Below are 18,508 nucleotides of genomic sequence, written 5' to 3'. Positions count from 1 at the left end.
GGCCGGCGTCACGACGCGGAGCACGGGGGGCCGGTGTGGGCGCCGGGCGGAAGGACCTCGCGTTCCTCCGGGCGGTAGGGGCGGTTCGCGCCCGCGCAGAGCGTGCGCCACCAGGCCTCGGGGTCGACGCGGAAGCTCTGCACCTGGCCGTCCGCCACGAGGTGCGCTTCCGTCCCGGACCACACCGTCGCGAACCGGTCGCCTCCCACGGCGGCCTGGCCGTTGCCCAGGACCCGGCCGGTCTGGACGTCGTACAGCGTGAAGCCGTCGCCGGCGGTGACCAGGGTGTGGTGGCCGAGCAGGGCGAGCAGATGTCCCCCACCGGAGGCCGGCACGGTCCTGCCCACTCTCCGGCCGCCCTGGGCCACGTCCCAGAAGCGCACCTTCTCGTCGCCGTGGGTGACCGCCAGCAGGCGGCCGTCCGCGCTGAACACGAGGGGCTGTTCGGTCCGGTCGCTCCCCTGCCCGGCCACACCGGTCGAGGTGTCCCAGGCCGACACGCGGGTGCCCGCGACGAGGTCCCACAGCAGCAGCTGCCCCGTCCGATGGCCGAGGACGGTGACGATCAGGGCCTGCGTGGGGTGGCCGGGGCGGGGGATCAGCTGTCCCGGCGAGCTGAGGAACGGCGGGGTGCTCACCGGGCGGGGCGCCACCCGCAGCGCGGGCGCGACACTCCCGCCCGTACGCGGGTCGAGGCGGAGCACCTCGTTCGAGGACAGCAGCACGGCCAGCTCGCCGTTGCCGAGCCGGGCCACGGACTCGATGCGGGTGCCCTCCCCGGCCTTCAGGCGGACCTCCCGGTGACGCGCCGGATCGTCCACGTCGTACAGGACCAGGCGTGCCCCGCCCGGGTCCCAGGCGACGACCACGTCTTCCCCTCCGGCGTCCACCCAGGTCACCTGCCACGGGTCGGCGCCGTGGGCAGAGCCGGGCAGGGCGGCCGACCGGTACGGCCGCCCGGGCCCGCCCACGAACACCCGTTCCTCGCGCCGCACGGCGAACCGGCGGCCGTCAGGGGCCGACGTCGGCCGGTCCTCGCCGGAGCGGTCGGGCGCGAGCGTGACGACGTCCGCTCCCTCGGCCGGGCGCAGCCGCAGCAGAGCGTCCCCGACCAGGGCCACGACCCGCGGACGTCCGCCTCCGCCCTCCGGTGGCCATACCGCGACCTGCGACTCGTCCGTGTCGCCGTCGGTCGGCGTCACGGTGGTCCAGGTGCGGCCGTCCGTGGCCCCGACCAGGGTGAGCAGCCCGTACTCCGGGGAGCCGCCGAGGGGGGAGTCCATGCGCACGCGCGTGGAGTAGAGCCCGGAGGCGTCGTGATCCACGAAGTCGTACGGGAGGCGGCGTTCGCGCTGGGTTCCGCTCGTGTCGAGGAGCCGTGACGGCGCCCCTCGGAGCCCCGCGACCTCGACCAGCTGCCCGCGCGCCGCACAGCGCGCGATCTCGGTGTCCGAGACCAGCCGCCGCCGTTCCCGGCCCTCGGCCAGGCCGAAGACCGCAGCCGACATCAGCGGCGCCGTCTCGGCCGCCCTCTCCTGGGTCCAGGTGAGCGCCACCTCGTCCCGGCCGTCCCCGAAGCACGCCGTGTCCGCGTCCCGCCCGCCGACCAGCCGTCCGGGGACGGGCACTTCGGCGCCGGAGGCGACGTCCCAGACCTCCAGCGCGGCCCGCTGGTCGGTGCCCTTGCCGGGGCGCACGTCGTACGCGTGCAGCCGCAGCAGCCGCGATCCGTCGTCGGAGAAGTCCAACGGAGAGCCGTAGCTCTCGTCGAGGCCGTCCCGCGCGCCGGCGAGCAGCCGGGGTTCGGCGTCCGGTTCGCCGACCGGCCACAGCCGCACCGATCCGTCCGCCCCGCCGGCCGCGTACCAGCGTCCGTCGTCGCTGAAGGTGCCGCTGAAGTCGCCGTCGGGTATGTTCCGCAGGCGGAGGGCGCGGGGACGCCCGGAGGCCGCGCCCATGATGACGCTCACCCGGCGCTTGCTCTCCTCGTCCGGAGAGGTGACGACCGCCAGGACGTCCGTGCCCGGGGCCGAGGTCACGTCCCGCACGCTGCCCGGCCACAGCCCGACGTGCATCCGCTCGACGTCCCGCATCCGCAGGTACTGGCGGAACAGCGCGCCGCGGGCCTCGTCGGTGCGGGAGGTGGCCCAGGCGCCCATGGCCGCCTGGACGGACAGCGCGAGGTCGGCGGACGACCGCTCCTCGGACAGATCGGCCAGCTGTCCCGCGGCGGACACGCGCAGCTGCTGCTGGGCCGCGTCCCGGCTGCGCGACGCGTCCCATGCCAGCCAGCCGGCCAGGATCGTGAACACGGTGACGGTCGCGGCGAACGCGCGCAGCACGTAGGCGCCCCGGCGGGCGTGCCGGCGTCCCGCCGCGAGGTACGCCCGCTGCACCTGGGTGATGTCACGCGCGCGTTCCGACTGCCAGCGGCCCGCCGAGCCCAGGAGTTCCACCGGGACGACGGCGAAGGGGCGGCCGCCCGCCTCCTGCCAGACGCGGGCGCGTTCGGCGACCTCCGCCTGCCAGGCCCGGAACTCCTCGCCCTCGCGCAGACAGGTGCGCAGCCACTCCCACTCGCGCAGCAGGGCCTCGTGCGCCATGCGCAGTGACTCCCCCGGCGGCCCGCCCGGCCGCGGCCGGGTCCAGGCGAGCAGCTTCGCCTTCGCCATCCGTCGCGCCAACCGCAGCTGGCCCTCGTCGAGTTCGGCGGCGGGCACGGTGTCGGGCAGGAAGCGGCCGAGCCCGTACGGGCGGGCCAGCCGCTGGAACAGCCGGCGGGCCGTCTCCTGGTCGGCGAGGCCCTCCGCGAGCGCCGCGTCGAGGGTGTCCTGGGCGTGCCGGGCCAGCGCGCCGGACAGTCCGCCGAGGTCCTGGTAGGCGGCGTGGGTGAGGGTGCCGCCGGTGCGCCGCTGCCACAGCCGGGCGAGCGTGAACTCCAGCAGGGGCAGGGCGTCGGCCTCCCCGTGGGCGTCCTGGGCCTCGCGGGCGTCCCGCAGCAGCAGCTCCGCGAGGCCGGGTTCCAGCCCGGCGCCGGGGACCGAGCGCAGCGGCTCGGAGATCACCCTGGCCAGGGCGTCGTCGGCGAGCGGATCGAGGCGCACCAGGGCCCGCGTCAGCCGCGCGGCCGGGAGCGCCGGGGCCAGCGTGTCCAGGGTGGCGTTCCTGGCGGTCAGCACGGCGCGCAGCCCACGGCCCGGTACGAGGTCGGCGACACCGGTGAGTTCGCGCAGCCAGGCCACCACCCGGCGGGCGGCGCGCGGTGCGGCGGCGGCGTACTCCTCGAACTGGTCGACCGCCAGCGCGCACAACCGGTCCCCGGCCGCGGACCGCAGCCGCTCCCGCAGCCGCCCGAGCGCGAGACCGTCACCGGTCAGGCCCTCGCGCACGACGGTGCCGCGCGCGTCGTCCGGCGCGTCGGGGCCGGCCGCGTCCCACAGGGCCAGCAGCGCCTCGCCGAGGAAGACGGCCGGGTCGTCCGCCTCGCGGGGCGTCCTCACCACGACGACCGCGTCCGCCTCGCGCAGCCGTGGCAGCAGACCGGCGCGCAGCACGGACGACTTGCCCGTGCCCGACTGCCCGGTCACCAGGACCAGCGGCCGTTCGCGGACCGCCTCGGCGAGGGCGGCGGCGTCGTCCTCGCGGCCGTGGAAGAGGGGGGCGTCCTCCTCCTCGAAACGCAGCAGGCCCTTGAACGGCTCCCGGCCCTCTGCCGCCGGGGTCCGAACGGGCGCCAGCCGACGGGCGGGGATCAGGTACGCCGTGCCGGTCAGGGAGCGCCCGCCCCGTGCCGCGATCATCCCGACCACCGTACGGGCCCCTACGTCCCACACCGGGCTGCCGCTGAAGCCCGGCAGGACCGGCACGCTGCCGGCGCCGGTGTCGAGCTGGATACGGCCCGCGCCCTGCCCGCCGCGCAGGACGCCATGGGCGTTGACGCCCGAGACGGTGTCCTCGGGGAAGCCGTACACGCGGGCCTCCCGGCCCCACAGCGCCTGGTCCGGTGAGGCGAGCGGCAGCGGTGCCGCGCCGTGCACCGGGTGCGCCAGCCGGAGCAGGGCGACGTCGTCGTCGGGGCGCCACTCGGCCACCGTGGCGGTCACCGGCGGGCCGCTGCCGTCGGCGAGCAGGGGGAAGTCCACGAGGGCGGGCGTGTCCGGGACGGCCGACGGCGCGCGCTCCTCGCCCGCCAGGACGTGCGCGCAGGTGCACACCAGGTCGGAGGTGATCAGGAAGCCGGCGCCCAGCGGGAGGCCGTCCGCGTCGAGCAACCGGGCGAGCCCCTGCTCGAACGCCGGGGAGGCGGAGGGGCTGCGCGTCTCAGCGCTCGTCATCGCCGGAGCCGGTCTCCGGGGCCGGGGCGCCGTCGTCCTCCTCGTCCGGCGCCCGTTCCCGCTCGCGCGGCTTCCGCTCCCACTCCATGAGCACCTTGAAGTGGGCCTCGGAGGAGGCGCGCGCCAGGACGACGCCCGCGTCCGCGCCCAGCTTCACCCCGAACTCCAGCGTCACCCGGTCGGGGGCCTGGGGCATGGCCCGCAGCGAGTCCAGGACGTCCTGCGCCGCCGGCCGGACGCGGTCCACGGCCTCACGCAGGTTCCCCGTGGCGGTCTCCGCCGTCGCGGACCGCCGCCTGCTCACCGGCTCGTGCGCGTCCGCGCCGAAGGGCGGTGGAGGTTTGTCCACCTCCACCCGCAGCACCGTGCCGTCACTCGCCTTGAACTCCGTCGTCTCCGCCATCGCGTCCGTGGCCCCGCCGCTTCCGTTCGGTCCGGTGTTGCCGTACTGCTTCCGATTCCCGGGTGGAGCCCGAGAAATGTACGCACCATCCGAGGCGAACTTCAATGGACTTGCGGGACTGGCGAGTTGACGCCCGTGACGCGATGCGCGGCGCGGCGCCCCGGCGTCAGACCGGCAGCCGCCGGAACAGCCCCCGCGGCAGGTGCCGCAGTGCCGACATCACCACGCGGAGCGCGCCCGGTACCCACACCGTCTCCGAGCGGCGCCGCAGGCCCAGCTCCACGGCCGTGGCGACCGCCTCGGGCGTGGTCGCCAGGGGGGACTCGGGCAGGCCGGCCGTCATCCGGGTCCGGACGAAGCCGGGGCGTACGACCATGACGTGCACGCCCGTGCCGTGCAGCGCGTCTCCCAGGCCCTGCGCGAAGGCGTCCAGGCCGGCCTTGCTGGAGCCGTAGATGAAGTTCGCGCGGCGGGCCCGCTCGCCCGCGACGGACGACATCACGACCAGCGAGCCGTGCCCCTGGGACTGCAGCGAGCGGGCGCACACCAGGCCCGCCGAGACCGCCCCTGTGTAGTTGGTCTGCGCGACCCGCACCGCCGCCTCCGGGTCGCGTTCGTCACGGGCCTGGTCACCCAGGAGACCGAACGCGATCAGCACCATGTCGACGTCGCCCTCGGCGAAGACCTTGCCGAGCACGGCCTCGTGCGAGGTCGGGTCCAGGGCGTCGAAGGCGACCGTGTGCACATCGGCGCCGAGACCGCGCAGCTGACCGGCGGCCTCCTCCAGCGCGGGCGAGGGGCGGCCCGCCAGCCAGACCGTGCGGGTGCGGCGGGCGATCAGCCGGCGGGCGGTCGCCAGCGCGATCTGGGAGGTACCGCCGAGGACGAGCAGGGACTGGGGGAGGCCGAAGGCGTCCTTCATGACAGCTCCTAGTTGTTGCCTTGCCTAGAGACCGAGGCGGCGGGCCAGGTCGGACACGAACACCCCGCGCGGGTCCAGCTCGGCGCGCAGGGCGCGGAAGTCGCCGAGGCGCGGGTACATCGCCGCGAGCAGTTCCGGGCGCAGCCGGGCGTCCTTGGCGAGGTAGACGCGTCCGCCCGCGGCGGCGACCTCCTCGTCGAGTTCGTCGAGGAACGCGCCGAGGCCGGGCAGGCCCGCCGGGATGTCCAGCGCCAGCGTCCAGCCGGGCACGGGGAAGGACAGCCAGCCCGGGTCGGACTCGCCGAAGCGCTTGAGGACGGCCAGGAAGGACGGGCAGCGGTGTGCGGAGATGCGGCGCACGATGCGGCGCAGGGCGTCCTCCCGGCCGTAGGCGACGACGAACTGGTACTGGACGAAGCCGCCGCGGCCGTAGACGCGGTTCCAGTGCGGGACGCCGTCCAGGGGGTGGAAGAACGCGGAGATCCGCTGGAGCTGACCGGCGCGTGCGCGGGGGGCCTTGCGGTACCAGAGCTCGTTGAACAGGCCCACGGTCGTCCGGGTGAGCAGGCCCTCGGGCAGGACGGCGGGCGCGGACGGCAGGCGCGCGGTGCGGAAGGCCAGCGGGTCGCGGCGCAGACGGGCGGGGAGCGCGTCCAGGGGCGCGTGGTCGCCGCGGGTGAGCACCGCGCGGCCGGTCGACGCCCCGCGGGCCAGCAGGTCGATCCAGGCGACCGAGTAGCGGTAGCGGTGGTCGGTGGCCGCGAGCCGGGCCATCAGGTCGTCGAGGTCCGCGGCGCGTTCGGTGTCGACCGACATCAGCGAGGTCTCGACCGGCTGCAGCCGGATCGTCGCGGTGAGGATCACACCGGTCAGCCCCATGCCGCCGGCCGTCGCCTCGAAGAGCGGCGTGCCGGGGACCACCGTGCGGATCCCGCCGTCGGCGGTGAGCAGTTCGAGGGCGAGCACGTGCCGGGCGAAGCAGCCCGAGACGTGGTGGTTCTTGCCGTGGATGTCGGCGCCGATCGCGCCGCCGACGGTGACGTAGCGGGTGCCGGGGGTGACCGGCACGAACCAGCCGAGCGGCAGCAGCACCTCCATCAGCCGGTGCAGCGAGACGCCCGCGTCGCACAGCACGGTGCCGCCGTCGGCGTCGATCGCGTGCACGCGGTCCAGGCCCGTCATGTCGAGCACGGACCCGCCCGCGTTCTGCGCCGCGTCCCCGTACGCCCGTCCCAGTCCCCGGGGGATCCCGCCGCGGGCCCCGCACTCCCGGACGGCTGCCGCGGCCTCCTCGTACGTCCGGGGGCGGATCAGCCGGGCGGCGGTGGGAGCGGTGCGGCCCCAGCCGGTGACGGTGGTGTGGTCCAGGCCCATGACGTCCGGGTCGGAATCGGTGTCGGCAGACATGTCGGTGACCGTATCGCCCTGGCGTGAGCGATCAGTCAGTAAACATGGCACCCCTCCCCGAAATGGGTGATTAATGGGATGTCGCCCAATATTGCCGGAGTTCGGGCCTGCCGGGCGTGAACAGTGAGCCACATGGACGACCTCGACGACCTGCACGACATGGACCACCGGATCCTCTCGGCGCTCAGGGCGTGCGGCACCGACCCGCGCGTGGCCGGCGCCGCGCGCGCCCTGTCCTGGGCGGGGGAGCACGCGACGATGTGGCTGGCGGCCGGGCTCGCCGGAGCCGCCGTCGACGGCAGGAGACGCGGCGCCTGGCTGCGCGGCACGGCCCTGACCGCCGGGGCGCACCTCGTCAGCATGGGGGTGAAACGGGTCGTGCGCCGCCCGCGCCCCGCGCACGTGGTGCCCCTGGTCCGCACCGCGGGGCGGCACTCCTTCCCCAGCTCGCACGCCACCTCCTCCGCGGCCGCCGCCGTCGCCTTCGGCGCCCTCGGGGTGCGCGCGGTCCCCCCGCTCGCCGCCGCCGTGTGCGTCTCGCGCCTGGTGGTCGGCGTCCACTACCCGTCCGACGTCGCCGCCGGCGCGGCCCTCGGCGCCCTCACGGCCCGTCTCGGCGCCCGCTGGATGTCAGGAGGCGCCCACCATGACTGAGACGGCCGTCCTGCGGCAGCGCGCCCCCGAGCGCCCGCCCGCACCGGCCCGCAGGGGCGGGGTCCTGTCCGGTCTCGTACGGACCGCGCGCCCCCGGCAGTGGGTCAAGAACATCCTCGTGATCGCCGCCCCGGCGGCGGCCGGCGAGCTCTTCTCCCGGCACGCCCTGACCCGACTCCCGCTCGTCTTCGCGCTCTTCACCGCCTGCGCCGCGGCCGTCTACCTCGTCAACGACGCCCGCGACGCCGACGCCGACCGCGCCCACCCGGTCAAACGGCACCGCCCGGTCGCCGCCGGACAGGTCCCGGTGCCCGTCGCCTACGCCGTCGGCGGCGCCCTCGGCATGCTCGCCCCCGTCGCCGCGGCGTGGCTGTGCGGCCCGGCCGTCGCCGCCCTGCTGACCGCCTACCTCGCCCTGCAACTGGCGTACTGCATCAGCCTGAAGCACGTCCTCGTCGTGGACCTCGCGGTCGTCACCACGGGGTTCCTGATGCGGGCCATGGTCGGCGGACTCGCCCTCGGCATCCCGCTGTCGCGCTGGTTCCTGATCACCACCGGCTTCGGCGCGCTGTTCATGGTGTCGGCCAAGCGCTACTCCGAAGCCGTCCAGATGGCCGGAAAGGCCGGTGCCACGCGCGCGCTGCTCACCGAGTACACCACCGGCTACCTCCGCTTCGTCTGGCAGCTCGCGGCCGGGGTCGCCGTGCTCGGCTACTGCCTGTGGGCCATGGAGGAGGGCGGCGTCCCGCACACCAGCGTGCTGCCCTGGCGGCAGCTGTCCATGGTCGCCTTCATCCTCGCGATCCTGCGCTACGCCGTCTTCGCCGACCGCGGCACGGCCGGCGAGCCCGAGGACGTCGTCCTGCGCGACCGGGCGCTCGCCCTCATCGGCGTGGTCTGGATGACCATGTACGGCCTGGCGGTGGCCAATTGGTGACCACGCGCGCGTGGACCGCCCCCGCGCCCGCGCTCCGCCGGGAGCTCCTCGGCTTCGCGACCGCCGGCCTCCTCGCCTACGCGGTCGACCTCGCCCTGTTCACCGCCCTGCGCGGCCCCGCCGCACTCGGCCCGCTCACCGCCAAGTCGCTGTCCTTCCTCGCCGCCTGCTCGGTCGCCTACGCGGCCAACGCCCTCGGCCCCTACCGCACCGCACGCCCCCGGGGCTTTCGCCCCTACGCCGCGTTCTTCGCGGTGAACCTCGCCGGGGCCGCCGTGCAGCTGCTCTGCCTCACCGTCAGCCACTACGGCCTCGGACTCACCTCCCAGCGCGCCGACACCGTCTCCGGCGCGATCGTCGGCATGGGCCTGGCCACAGTCCTGCGGTTCTGGGGTATCCGCACATGGGTGTTCCGGGCGGAGGGCAGAGACGGATCATGGACTGGCTGAAAAGGCTCCCGGTCGTCGGACCGTGGCTGGAACGGTTGACGATCACCCACGCGTGGCGGTCGTACGAGCGGCTGGACCGCGTGAAGTGGACGCGGCTGGCCGCCGCGATGACCTTCACGAGTTTCGTCGCCCTGTTCCCGCTGCTGACGGTCACCGCCGCCGTCACCGCCGCCACCCTCAGCACCGAGCAGCAGAACAAACTGCAGGACAAGCTCACCGACCAGGTGCCCGGCATCTCCGACCAGCTGGACGTCGCGGGCCTGGTGGACAACGCCGGCACCATCGGGCTCATCGCGGGCGCGCTGCTGCTCCTCACCGGCATCAGCTGGGCCGGCTCGATGCGCGAGTGCCTGCGGGCGGTGTGGGAGCTGGCCGACGACGAGGAGAACCCGGTCCTGCGCTACGCCAAGGACGCGGGCGTGCTGGTCGGCCTCGGCGGCGCGCTGCTCGTGACGATCGCCGCCTCCGCCGTGGCCTCCGCGATGATCGGCTGGATCATCCGGGAGCTGGGCATCGACGAGGCCGGCTGGGGCGGGGTCCTGCTGCGGATCGCCGCCTTCCTGATCGCCGTCCTCGCCAACTTCCTGCTGTTGCTCTACGTCCTGACCCTGCTGCCCGGCGTCGAGCCGACGCGCCACCGCCTGTTCGTGGCGGCCCTGACCGGCGCGGTCGGCTTCGAACTGCTGAAGCTGCTGCTCAGCGGCTATCTCCAGGGAGTGGCGGCCAAGAGCATGTACGGCGCGTTCGGGGTGCCCGTCGCGCTGCTGCTGTGGATCAACTTCACCTCGAAGCTGGTGCTGTTCTGCGCCTCCTGGACGGCGACGCAGAGCAAGGAGGACGAGGTCCCGGCGGTCACGGGCGGGTCCGGCGGCGCACCAGATCAGGCAGCGGCCAGCGGCGGTTGACCAGGAACGCACCGCCCGCGAGCAGCACCAGCACCCCGCCGATGACGCCGAGCGCGGTGCCGATGCCGCCGGAGCCGGCGGCCGCCGGGGCGGAGGCCACCGGCTGGGCACCGGCCCCGGCCGTGCCCGTCCCGGCGTCCCCGGAGCCGCCGGCCTCGCCGGAGGGGTTCGCGCCCGGCCCGGAGCCGGCCCGGGCGGCGCCCTTGGGCGGCACCAGCTCACCGACGGGCCGCACCTTCCCGGCCGCCTTGAAACCCCAGTCGAACAGCCGGGCGGTCTCCTTGTAGACCTCGTTGTGCCCGGACTTCTCCGGGTTCATCACCGTCACGAGCAGCACCTTGCCGCCCCGCTCGGCGACGCCGGTGAAGGTGGCCCCCGCGTTGGTGGTGTTGCCGTTCTTCACGCCCGCGATGCCCTGGTAGACCGGCACGTCCGCGTCCCCGGCCAGCAGCCGGTTGGTGTTCTGGATCTCGAAGGACTTGCGGACCTTCTTGCCCTTCTTGTTCTTCTCCGTCGCGCCGGGGAACTCGGCGCGGACCGTCGAGCAGTAGTCCCGGAAGTCCTCCTTCTGCAGCCCCGAGCGGGCGATCAGCGTGAGGTCGTACGCCGAGGAGACCTGCCCCTCGGCGTCGTACCCGTCCGGGCTGACCACATGCGTGTCGAGGGCCTGGAGCTCCTCCGCGTGCTCGTTCATCTCGCGGACGGTGTTCTCCACGCCCTGGTTCATCGCGGACAGCACGTGCACCGCGTCGTTGCCGGAGCGCAGGAAGACGCCGAGCCACAGGTCGTGGACGGTGTAGGTCTCCTCCTCCGTTATCCCGACCATGCTGGAGCCCGCGCCGATGCCGGCCAGGTCCGACGGCACGACCTTGTGCTCGGCGGTGCTCGGGAACTTCGGCAGCAGCGTGTCCGCGAACAGCATCTTCAGCGTGCTCGCCGGGGCGAGGCGCCAGTGCGCGTGGTGCGCGGCCAGCACGTCACCGGTCTCGGCGTCGGCGACGACCCAGGAGCGGGCGGTGACGTCCTTGGGCAGCACCGGGACACCGCTCGCCAGGTTCACCTGCGTGCCCGGCCTCCCGAGCCTGGCGCCGCCCACGGTCGACATCGACGCCGGGGGAGTGGCCGACGGGCTCGCCGAGGGGCTCGGGGCGGCGACGGCGGCGGGCGCGGCCAGGGCGAGGGACGACAGGACGGCGGAGGCGACCAGCAGGGATCGCCCGGCGGTCTTCTTCGGTGCGGGCACGGTCGGAAAAGTACATGCCGTGCGGGGGGAAGTCCCGCCCGAGGCCCCACCCCGGGAACGGAACCGGACACGCCCCGGCGATACTGGGTGCATGAAGCTCAGCCGCCCCGTCTCCTGGTTCCTGCTCGCCTTCGGGGTGTGGAGCTGGGTCATCTGGATCACTTTCGTCAAGAACCTGGTCGCTGACGGCAGCGGACTCGCCTTCGACGAAGGCCGTCCCACGGCGTACTTCTGGGTGCACCTGCTGCTCGCGGTCGTCTCCTTCGTATGGGGGACGGCCGTCGGGGCCATCGGGTTGCGTGGTCTGCGCGCACTGCGCCGGACGTCATAACGGCCATCGGGAGAAACAACACCGTGCCCATCGTCTTCGTACTCGTCGCCCTGCTGGTCCTGGCCGTGATCGTCACGGCCAACTGGTACGTCTGGCGCCGCCTGTTCCGCGACACGACCCGCGGTCCGGGCGTCGTCCGCCGGGCGGGCGCGGTCCTGGTCGCCGGCGGCTGGGCCCTGGCCGTCGGGGCCCTCGTCGCCGAACGCTCCGGCGCCCCGTTCGTCCTCCAGCAGGTCCTCGCCTGGCCGGGCTTCCTGTGGCTGGCCCTGTCGGTCTACCTGCTGCTGGCGGTGCTGGCCGGGGAGGTCGTGCGGCCGGTGCTGCGGTGGGCCCTGGAACGGCGGGCGGGAGCCGGGACCGCGACGGGCACGGAGCCGGAGTCCGGCACCGGCGCGTCCGCGGGGCACGGCACGGGCACGCCCGCCGCGGCCGGCACGGCGACCGCGGCCGACGGGCGGGCGGAGCACACCACCGAGGTGCACGCTTCGGCGTGCGCCTCCCTGACGAGGACCGACCCGGCTCCCCACCCGGCGGCGGTCCCCGCGTCCGAGACCCCCGAACCCTCTGACGGCCCGTCCCGCCGTCTCTTCGTCTCGCGGGTCGTCGCCGGTGCCGCCGCCGCGGCTGCCGTCGGGACCGTCGGGTACGGGACGCACGGCGTGCTGCGCGGGCCGCGGGTGAAGCGCGTCACCGTCCCGCTGGCCAAGCTGCCGCGGGCCGCGCACGGGTACCGGATCGCGGTCGTCAGCGACGTGCACCTCGGCCCGGTCCTGGGGCGCGGCTTCGCGCAGAGGGTCGTCGACACGATCAACTCGACCCAGCCCGACCTGATCGCGGTCGTCGGAGACCTGGTCGACGGCAGCGTCAAGGACCTCGGCCCCGCCGCCGCGCCGCTCGCCCAGCTCAAGGCCCGCCACGGCTCCTACTTCGTCACCGGCAACCACGAGTACTTCTCCGGCGCCGAGCAGTGGGTCGACGAGGTCCGCCGGCTCGGCCTGGACCCCCTGGAGAACGCCCGCAGGGAACTGCCGCACTTCGACCTGGCCGGCGTCAACGACGTGGCCGGCGAGAACGAGGGCCAGGGCCCCGACTTCGCCAGGGCGCTCGGCGACCGGGACACCGCACGCGCGTGCGTGCTCCTCGCCCACCAGCCCGTGCAGATCCACGACGCCGTCGATCACGGCGTCGACCTGCAGCTCTCCGGCCACACCCACGGCGGCCAGCTCTGGCCCGGCAACCTCATCGCCTCCGGCGCCAACCCCACCCTCGCGGGCCTGGAGCGCTACGGCGACACCCAGCTCTACGTCTCGCGCGGCGCGGGCGCCTGGGGTCCTCCCACCCGGGTCGGCGCCCCCTCGGACATCACGGTGATCGAGCTGGCGTCGCGGCAGGCCTGACCCGGCCTCCGCGCGTCAGGACCCGGCGGTGCGCCTCGCCGGGTCGGGGATCGCCCGGGTCATCCCCGGCAGGAAGTCCGTGAACAGCTCGTGCACCTCCCGCACGAGCGGCCGCAGCACCCGGAAGCGGGACAGGGCGACCCCCCGTGCGGTCAGCCGGGCCCCGCGCTCGGCCAGCCGGTAACTGCGCTCGCGCCCCTCGGTCCGGTCGAAGATCCAGTACAGGACGAGCCCCATCTGGGACAGCCACATCAACTCGGGCAGGATGTCCCGCAGTTCCTCGGGCACCTTGGTCCTCGTCCCGGCCAGGACCTGCCGGTGGACGCTGATGGCCTCCACGCGCGCGTGCTCCGACTCGGGCGAGAAGGGGCTGAGCGGGCTGTCCGGGTCGGCGGCGTTCTTGAAGAACTGCACCGCGAACTCGTGGTACGGCCGGGCGATGTCCAGCCAGGCGCGCAGCACGCCCGCGAGCCGCGCCTCCAGGTCGGTCTCCCGCTCCAGGATCTCCCGGACCGCCACCTGGTGCTCGGCGGCGATCCGGTCGTAGAAGCCCTGGATCAGGTGCTCCTTGCCCTCGAAGTAGTAGTAGGCGTTCCCGACGGAGACCCCGGCCTCCTTGGCGATGGCCCGCATGGTCGTCTTGTCGTAGCCGCGTTCCTGGAACAGCCGCATGGCCGTCTCCAGGATCAGCGCGCGGGTCTGCTCGGACTTGCGGGGATGGCCCTCGTCGGGGCCGTCGTTCTTCGCGGGCACGGGAAGAGAGCCTAACGCCAGCCGCGGGCCGGCTACCGGGGGGCGCAGGTGCCGTCGGCGCAGCCCGGCGCGGTGAAGGACCAGCCGTGGGCCGGGTCGTACGACCAGCCGTCCGCCCGCCGGTGGACCCCGCCGCCCCACCGCCCCCCACCCGGTCGCGCTCCCCGGTGCCACTGCGCCCCGCGCCCCTTGGCCGCGGCGAGTACCGCGCCCTTGGCGAGCAGGGAGCCGGACGGGGTGCTCAGCCGGTGGGCGAGCGGCCGGTGCTCGCGCAGCGCCCACAGGGTGACGACCCAGGCGGCCGCGCCCCGGTAGACCTGCCCGGCGTCGCCGACGGCGGTGATCTCGTCGAGGGAGGCGCCGTGGTCCAGGCCGGGAAAGCGCCGCCGGGCCTCCTCGGAGCCGGCCGGGACCGGCTCCAGCGGCACCAGCTGGGGCTCCCGCAGGAGCCAGTCGCGCAGGAACGCGCACAGGGAGCACTCGGCGTCGTACAGGACCGTGAGCCGGCGGACCGGTGGTGCGGGGGCGGGCCGGGGGCCCGGTGCGGTGGCGTTCATGCCGGACCTCCGTTCAGCCCTGGGGCTGCGGGGCGAGCCAGCCCTGCGGCGGCACCGGCGGCTGCTGCTCCCGCTCCATGGCGCCCCGGCGCCGGATCGGGTTCAGCACCCGGACGTTGGCCAGGTGCATCACGCCGAGCACCAGCAGCACCACGCCGAGTGATGGTCTCGTCGTCGCTCAGGTACAGCGCGACGAAACCGAGGTTCACGAGGTAGAAACCGACCACCAGCAGGTGGTTGACGGCGTCGGCGAGCTTCCCGTTGCCGTGCAGCACGTCGGCCAGGAAGACCCGCCCGTTGCGGCTCAGCGTGCGGGCCACCCAGATGGTCACACCGATGCTGACCAGCAGGTAGATGACGTAGGCGATGACCGTGCGGTCCATTGCCCCCACCCTTCTTGAACACGTTCAAAATGTTGCCGGGGATGACTCCCGCCCCTGGTCCTCTCCGAGGTCCTGCGCGACGTCGACCTGTTCGTCGGCGTGGCCAGCGTCGGCAACGACCCGACCTGGCAGGACGGCGGGCCCGACGGCCGCTTCCGCGACTACTGGACGTCGTACGGCTTCGGCGAGCCCAACCAGAGCGCCGAGACCCGCCGCGCCCTCCTGGAGCGCCTGATACCCCGCCTGGCGATCGCCGACCGCTGCCGGCTGGAGGGGCGCTTCCTCCAGGTGAAGGGCGAGCGCTACAGGATCCACCTGGGCTCGGGCAACATCCTCAGAACCCCGAACGACCAGTACCTCTGCATCGTCCCGAAGTCCGACCCGAAGGCCCAGGGGACGGGCTACCTGCCCTTCGAGGGCGACCGCGTGCTCGCGGTGATCCTCAGCAAGGCGATGCTGCTCGCGGAGGACACGAAGATCACGGACCCTTCGATCCTGAGCCAGCTGTGAGGTTCAGTCGCTCTTCCTCGCCTGGCCGGCCCTGAGGATCTCGGCCGCGTCGAGAGTCACCTTGGCGCCTACGGACTCGGGGAGGGTGACGAGCTCGCCGGGGGCGTGCGGACGGTGGTTCTCGTAGCCGCTTCCCACCGGGTGGGTCAGGACATGGAGGCGCTGGTGCTTGCGGTCGACGACCACGTAGACGGGCACCTTGGCCTCGGCGTAGGCGGCGACCTTGGTCTTGAGGTCGTCTTTCCAGTTGCCGGAGGTGACCTCGAGAACGAGACGGAAGCAGGCCGGGTCGTACGCGTTGTTCTCGACGAGGTGGTCGTCGATGTCGGCGTCCACCACCACGAGGTCGGGAATGGCGTAGTCCTCGGCACCCGTGGGAAGCCACAGTCCGACGTTCTGGAGGACCTCGGTCTCGCCGTCGTGCAGGCCCGCGGCGATGAACGGGATCATCAGGCGGGTGAGGGCACGGGCGTGGGGAGCATCCGGGGACGGGGTCACGAGGAGATGGCCTCCGATGATCTCGACGCGGTAGCCCGGATGGCGCTCCATGATCTCGTCGGCGATGGTCGTCAGGGTGACCGGCTCTTCCTCGTGGAAGGGCTGCTCGACGGAAGCTGCGGACATCAGGTGCCTCCTGGGGGCTGGTGTCGAGAGCATCATCGTAGGCAGGACGGCGTCCGTGCGGCCCGTTCCGCTGCGGTCACCCCGATGGTGTGGCATATACCAGAAGGCCCCGTCACCTGCGGAGACGGGGCCTTCTCGGTCGAGCGGTCGGCCTCAGTAGCGGCGCGTGATCAGCGCGCGCTTCACCTCGGCGATCGCCTTCGTGACCTCGATGCCGCGCGGGCAGGCGTCCGTGCAGTTGAAGGTCGTCCGGCAGCGCCACACGCCGTCGCGGTCGTTGAGGATCTCCAGGCGCTGCTCGCCGGCCTCGTCGCGCGAGTCGAAGATGAAGCGGTGCGCGTTGACGATGGCGGCCGGGCCGAAGTACTGGCCGTCGTTCCAGAAGACCGGGCACGACGTGGTGCAGGCCGCGCACAGGATGCACTTCGTGGTGTCGTCGAAGCGCTCGCGGTCCTCGGCGGACTGCAGCCGCTCACGCGTGGGCTCGTTCGTGTCCTTCGTGATGAGGAAGGGCATGACGTCCCGGTACGCCTGGAAGAACGGCTCCATGTCGACCACGAGGTCCTTCAGGACCGTCAGGCCCTTGATGGCCTCGACCGTGATCGGCTTCTCGGGGTTGATGTCCTTGATCAGCGTCTTGCAGGCCAGGCGGTTCTTGCCGTTGATCCGCATGGCGTCCGAGCCGCAGATGCCGTGCGCGCAGGAGCGGCGGAACGTCAGCGTGCCGTCCAGCTCCCACTTGATCTTGTGGAGGGCGTCGAGGACGCGCTCCTTCGGGTCGATCTCGACCTGGAAGTCCTCCCAGGTGGCCTCCGCCGCGACCTCCGGGTTGAAGCGGCGGATGCGGAACGTGACCGTGATGTAGGGGGAGTCGGCGAAACCGGGCTCGGGCTTGCCGGCCGCGTCTTCCTTGTCCAGAACGGGGGTAGCCATCAGTACTTACGCTCCATCGGCTGGTAGCGGGTCTGGACGACCGGCTTGTAGTCGAGACGGACGGTTTCGGAGCCGTCTGCGCCGACCTCGCGGTACGCCATGGTGTGCCGCATGAAGTTGACGTCGTCGCGGTTCGGGTGGTCCTCGCGGTAGTGACCGCCGCGGGACTCCTTGCGGGCCAGCGCGGAGACGGCCATGACCTCGGCGAGGTCCAGCAGGTTGCCCAGCTCGACGGCCTCCAGCAGGTCGGTGTTGAACCGCTTGCCCTTGTCCTGGATCGCCACGTTCTTGTAGCGCTCGCGCAGCTCCGCGATCTTCTCGACCGCCGTCTTGATGGTCTGCTCGGTGCGGAACACCATGACGTTGGCGTCCATGGTCTCCTGCAGCTCGCGCCGCAGGACGGACACCCGCTCGGCGCCGGTGGAGTTGCGCAGCCGCTCCACCTGCTCGACCACGAGCTCCGCCGGGTTCTCCGGCAGCTCGACGAACTCGGCCTTCCGGGCGTACTCGGCGGCGGCGATGCCCGCGCGCTTGCCGAAGACGTTGATGTCCAGCAGCGAGTTCGTGCCGAGGCGGTTGGCGCCGTGCACGGACACGCAGGCCACCTCGCCGGCCGCGTACAGGCCCGGGACGACCGTGGTGTTGTCCGCCAGGACCTCACCCTCGACGTTCGTCGGGATGCCGCCCATCGCGTAGTGCGCGGTGGGCTGGATCGGGATCGGGTCCGTGTAGGGCTCGATGCCGAGGTAGGTGCGGGCGAACTCGGTGATGTCCGGGAGCTTGGCGTCCAGCTGCTCCGGCGGGAGGTGCGTGAGGTCGAGGTAGACGTGGTCGCCCTCGGGACCGCAGCCGCGGCCCTCGCGGATCTCCGTGTAGATGGAGCGCGAGACGACGTCGCGGGAGGCGAGGTCCTTCATGACGGGCGCGTACTTCTCCATGAAGCGCTCGCCGTCCTTGTTGCGCAGGATGCCGCCCTCACCGCGGGCGCCCTCCGTCAGCAGGATGCCCATGCGCCAGATGCCGGTCGGGTGGAACTGGAAGAACTCCATGTCCTCCAGCGGGATGCCCCGGCGGTAGACCGCGGCCTGGCCGTCACCGGTCAGGGTGTGGGCGTTCGACGTCACCCTGAAGAACTTGCCGCAGCCGCCGGAGGCGTAGATCACGGACTTCGCCTGGAAGACGTGGATCTCGCCGGTGGCCAGCTCGTAGGCGACCACACCGGCCGACCGCTTGACGCCGTCGACCTCGGTGATCAGCTGGTCCAGGACGTAGAACTCGTTGTAGAACTCCACGCCCTCCTTGACGCAGTTCTGGTACAGCGTCTGGAGGATCATGTGGCCGGTGCGGTCGGCCGCGTAGCAGGACCGGCGGACCGGGGCCTCACCGTGGTTGCGGCTGTGACCGCCGAAGCGGCGCTGGTCGATGGTGCCGTTCGGGGTGCGGTTGAACGGCAGGCCCATCTTCTCCAGGTCCAGGACGGAGTCGATGGCCTCCTTCGCGAGGATCTCGGCGGCGTCCTGGTCGACCAGGTAGTCACCGCCCTTGACCGTGTCGAAGGTGTGCCACTCCCAGTTGTCCTCCTCCACGTTGGCCAGCGCGGCGGCCATGCCGCCCTGCGCCGCGCCCGTGTGGGAGCGGGTGGGGTAGAGCTTGGTGAGCACGGCGGTGCGGCTGCGCTTGGTCGACTCGATGGCGGCGCGCATACCGGCGCCACCGGCGCCGACGATGACGGTGTCGTACTTGTGGATCTTCATGATTCTCGCAGC

The 18,508-nt window shown here is 73.2% G+C and carries 16 protein-coding genes and 2 pseudogenes; 7 read left to right on the top strand and 11 right to left on the bottom strand.

The window, feature by feature from the left end:
- Positions 1–8: 8 nt before the first annotated feature.
- From ACFW6P_RS01960 to ACFW6P_RS01945, 4 genes are all read right to left on the bottom strand, one after another.
- Positions 9–4,334 carry a trypsin-like peptidase domain-containing protein gene (locus ACFW6P_RS01960; protein ID WP_386422709.1) on the bottom strand — a complete coding sequence of 1,442 codons (4,326 nt, stop codon included), beginning with the start codon at positions 4,332–4,334 and terminating at the stop codon, positions 9–11.
- Positions 4,321–4,737 (bottom strand): CU044_2847 family protein, encoded by a 417-nt coding sequence (locus ACFW6P_RS01955; RefSeq protein WP_386422708.1) that lies wholly within the window; start codon positions 4,735–4,737, stop codon positions 4,321–4,323. Before ACFW6P_RS01955 ends, ACFW6P_RS01960 begins: the two co-directional genes overlap by 14 nt.
- A gap of 166 nt (positions 4,738–4,903) precedes the next feature.
- Positions 4,904–5,659 (bottom strand): decaprenylphospho-beta-D-erythro-pentofuranosid-2-ulose 2-reductase, encoded by a 756-nt coding sequence (locus ACFW6P_RS01950; protein ID WP_386422706.1) that lies wholly within the window; start codon positions 5,657–5,659, stop codon positions 4,904–4,906.
- 24 nt (positions 5,660–5,683) lie between these two features.
- Positions 5,684–7,066, bottom strand: coding sequence for an FAD-binding protein (locus ACFW6P_RS01945; protein WP_386422704.1), 1,383 nt, complete (start codon positions 7,064–7,066; stop codon positions 5,684–5,686).
- 132 nt (positions 7,067–7,198) lie between these two features.
- Between ACFW6P_RS01945 and ACFW6P_RS01940 the strand changes: the two genes are divergently transcribed.
- Genes ACFW6P_RS01940 through ACFW6P_RS01925 form a run of 4 tightly spaced genes read left to right on the top strand, consistent with a single transcriptional unit; the run spans position 7,199 to position 10,011 of the window.
- On the top strand, positions 7,199–7,720 hold the full coding sequence (locus tag ACFW6P_RS01940; protein WP_386422703.1) for a phosphatase PAP2 family protein: 522 nt from the start codon (positions 7,199–7,201) through the stop codon (positions 7,718–7,720).
- Positions 7,713–8,657 carry a decaprenyl-phosphate phosphoribosyltransferase gene (locus tag ACFW6P_RS01935; RefSeq protein WP_386422701.1) on the top strand — a complete coding sequence of 315 codons (945 nt, stop codon included), beginning with the start codon at positions 7,713–7,715 and terminating at the stop codon, positions 8,655–8,657. The genes ACFW6P_RS01940 and ACFW6P_RS01935 overlap by 8 nt, the downstream gene beginning before the upstream one ends.
- A complete protein-coding gene (locus tag ACFW6P_RS01930; protein WP_386422699.1) occupies positions 8,654–9,106 on the top strand; it encodes a GtrA family protein in 453 nt (150 codons plus the stop codon). The genes ACFW6P_RS01935 and ACFW6P_RS01930 overlap by 4 nt, the downstream gene beginning before the upstream one ends.
- A complete protein-coding gene (locus tag ACFW6P_RS01925) occupies positions 9,094–10,011 on the top strand; it encodes a YihY/virulence factor BrkB family protein (RefSeq protein ID WP_386422698.1) in 918 nt (305 codons plus the stop codon). The genes ACFW6P_RS01930 and ACFW6P_RS01925 overlap by 13 nt, the downstream gene beginning before the upstream one ends.
- Here the strand turns inward: ACFW6P_RS01925 and ACFW6P_RS01920 are convergent.
- Complete coding sequence (locus ACFW6P_RS01920) at positions 9,959–11,254, bottom strand: D-alanyl-D-alanine carboxypeptidase family protein (protein WP_386422697.1); 1,296 nt, start codon at positions 11,252–11,254, stop codon at positions 9,959–9,961. The two genes, ACFW6P_RS01925 and ACFW6P_RS01920, sit on opposite strands and share 53 nt — an antisense overlap.
- 91 nt (positions 11,255–11,345) lie before the next feature.
- Between ACFW6P_RS01920 and ACFW6P_RS01915 the strand changes: the two genes are divergently transcribed.
- The gene (locus tag ACFW6P_RS01915) at positions 11,346–11,585 is read left to right on the top strand and encodes an SCO4848 family membrane protein (protein WP_386351466.1); all 240 of its coding nucleotides are present in this window, start codon (positions 11,346–11,348) and stop codon (positions 11,583–11,585) included.
- 23 nt (positions 11,586–11,608) lie between these two features.
- Positions 11,609–12,982: a metallophosphoesterase gene (locus ACFW6P_RS01910; protein WP_386422696.1), complete on the top strand. Its 1,374-nt coding sequence runs from the start codon at positions 11,609–11,611 to the stop codon at positions 12,980–12,982.
- Between the two features lie 15 nt (positions 12,983–12,997).
- Here the strand turns inward: ACFW6P_RS01910 and ACFW6P_RS01905 are convergent, their stop codons facing one another.
- The 3 genes and pseudogenes from ACFW6P_RS01905 to ACFW6P_RS01895 all read right to left on the bottom strand — a co-directional run bounded on the left by ACFW6P_RS01905 (position 12,998) and on the right by ACFW6P_RS01895 (position 14,675).
- The gene (locus ACFW6P_RS01905) at positions 12,998–13,735 is read right to left on the bottom strand and encodes a TetR/AcrR family transcriptional regulator (protein ID WP_386422694.1); all 738 of its coding nucleotides are present in this window, start codon (positions 13,733–13,735) and stop codon (positions 12,998–13,000) included.
- A 32-nt stretch (positions 13,736–13,767) separates the two neighbouring features.
- The gene (locus tag ACFW6P_RS01900; protein ID WP_386422692.1) at positions 13,768–14,292 is read right to left on the bottom strand and encodes a thiol-disulfide oxidoreductase DCC family protein; all 525 of its coding nucleotides are present in this window, start codon (positions 14,290–14,292) and stop codon (positions 13,768–13,770) included.
- Between the two features lie 13 nt (positions 14,293–14,305).
- A pseudogene (locus tag ACFW6P_RS01895) lies at positions 14,306–14,675 on the bottom strand (hypothetical protein).
- A 45-nt stretch (positions 14,676–14,720) separates the two neighbouring features.
- Here ACFW6P_RS01895 and ACFW6P_RS01890 point away from each other — a divergent pair.
- Positions 14,721–15,185, top strand: a pseudogene (locus tag ACFW6P_RS01890) (hypothetical protein); the annotation flags it as partial.
- A 3-nt stretch (positions 15,186–15,188) separates the two neighbouring features.
- Here the strand turns inward: ACFW6P_RS01890 and ACFW6P_RS01885 are convergent.
- The 3 genes from ACFW6P_RS01885 to sdhA all read right to left on the bottom strand — a co-directional run bounded on the left by ACFW6P_RS01885 (position 15,189) and on the right by sdhA (position 18,496).
- Positions 15,189–15,809, bottom strand: a complete 621-nt coding sequence (locus ACFW6P_RS01885; RefSeq protein ID WP_386422690.1) for a Uma2 family endonuclease — start codon at positions 15,807–15,809, stop codon at positions 15,189–15,191.
- A 153-nt stretch (positions 15,810–15,962) separates the two neighbouring features.
- Positions 15,963–16,742 carry a succinate dehydrogenase iron-sulfur subunit gene (locus ACFW6P_RS01880; protein WP_386422689.1) on the bottom strand — a complete coding sequence of 260 codons (780 nt, stop codon included), beginning with the start codon at positions 16,740–16,742 and terminating at the stop codon, positions 15,963–15,965.
- Positions 16,742–18,496: a succinate dehydrogenase flavoprotein subunit gene (sdhA, locus tag ACFW6P_RS01875; protein ID WP_386351440.1), complete on the bottom strand. Its 1,755-nt coding sequence runs from the start codon at positions 18,494–18,496 to the stop codon at positions 16,742–16,744. Before sdhA ends, ACFW6P_RS01880 begins: the two co-directional genes overlap by 1 nt.
- Positions 18,497–18,508: the final 12 nt, after the last annotated feature.

The organism is Streptomyces sp. NPDC058741, assembly GCF_042746715.1.
In the GTDB taxonomy this organism is placed as follows: domain Bacteria; phylum Actinomycetota; class Actinomycetes; order Streptomycetales; family Streptomycetaceae; genus Streptomyces.
The sequence above is the reverse complement of the archived record's forward strand: the minus strand, read 5'-3'. Positions and strand labels throughout refer to the sequence as shown.

Excerpts from the sequence above, each read along its gene's own strand:
- ACFW6P_RS01940 (WP_386422703.1), top strand. The coding sequence starts at position 7,199 with ATGGACGACCTCGACGACCTGCACGACATGGACCACCGGATCCTCTCG.
- ACFW6P_RS01885 (WP_386422690.1), bottom strand. The coding sequence starts at position 15,809 with ATGTCCGCAGCTTCCGTCGAGCAGCCCTTCCACGAGGAAGAGCCGGTC.
- ACFW6P_RS01945 (WP_386422704.1), bottom strand. The coding sequence starts at position 7,066 with ATGTCTGCCGACACCGATTCCGACCCGGACGTCATGGGCCTGGACCAC.
- ACFW6P_RS01955 (WP_386422708.1), bottom strand. The coding sequence starts at position 4,737 with ATGGCGGAGACGACGGAGTTCAAGGCGAGTGACGGCACGGTGCTGCGG.
- ACFW6P_RS01915 (WP_386351466.1), top strand. The coding sequence starts at position 11,346 with ATGAAGCTCAGCCGCCCCGTCTCCTGGTTCCTGCTCGCCTTCGGGGTG.
- ACFW6P_RS01950 (WP_386422706.1), bottom strand. The coding sequence starts at position 5,659 with ATGAAGGACGCCTTCGGCCTCCCCCAGTCCCTGCTCGTCCTCGGCGGT.
- ACFW6P_RS01880 (WP_386422689.1), bottom strand. The coding sequence starts at position 16,742 with ATGGCTACCCCCGTTCTGGACAAGGAAGACGCGGCCGGCAAGCCCGAG.
- ACFW6P_RS01900 (WP_386422692.1), bottom strand. The coding sequence starts at position 14,292 with ATGAACGCCACCGCACCGGGCCCCCGGCCCGCCCCCGCACCACCGGTC.
- ACFW6P_RS01960 (WP_386422709.1), bottom strand. The coding sequence starts at position 4,334 with ATGACGAGCGCTGAGACGCGCAGCCCCTCCGCCTCCCCGGCGTTCGAG.
- ACFW6P_RS01935 (WP_386422701.1), top strand. The coding sequence starts at position 7,713 with ATGACTGAGACGGCCGTCCTGCGGCAGCGCGCCCCCGAGCGCCCGCCC.
- sdhA (WP_386351440.1), bottom strand. The coding sequence starts at position 18,496 with ATGAAGATCCACAAGTACGACACCGTCATCGTCGGCGCCGGTGGCGCC.
- ACFW6P_RS01925 (WP_386422698.1), top strand. The coding sequence starts at position 9,094 with ATGGACTGGCTGAAAAGGCTCCCGGTCGTCGGACCGTGGCTGGAACGG.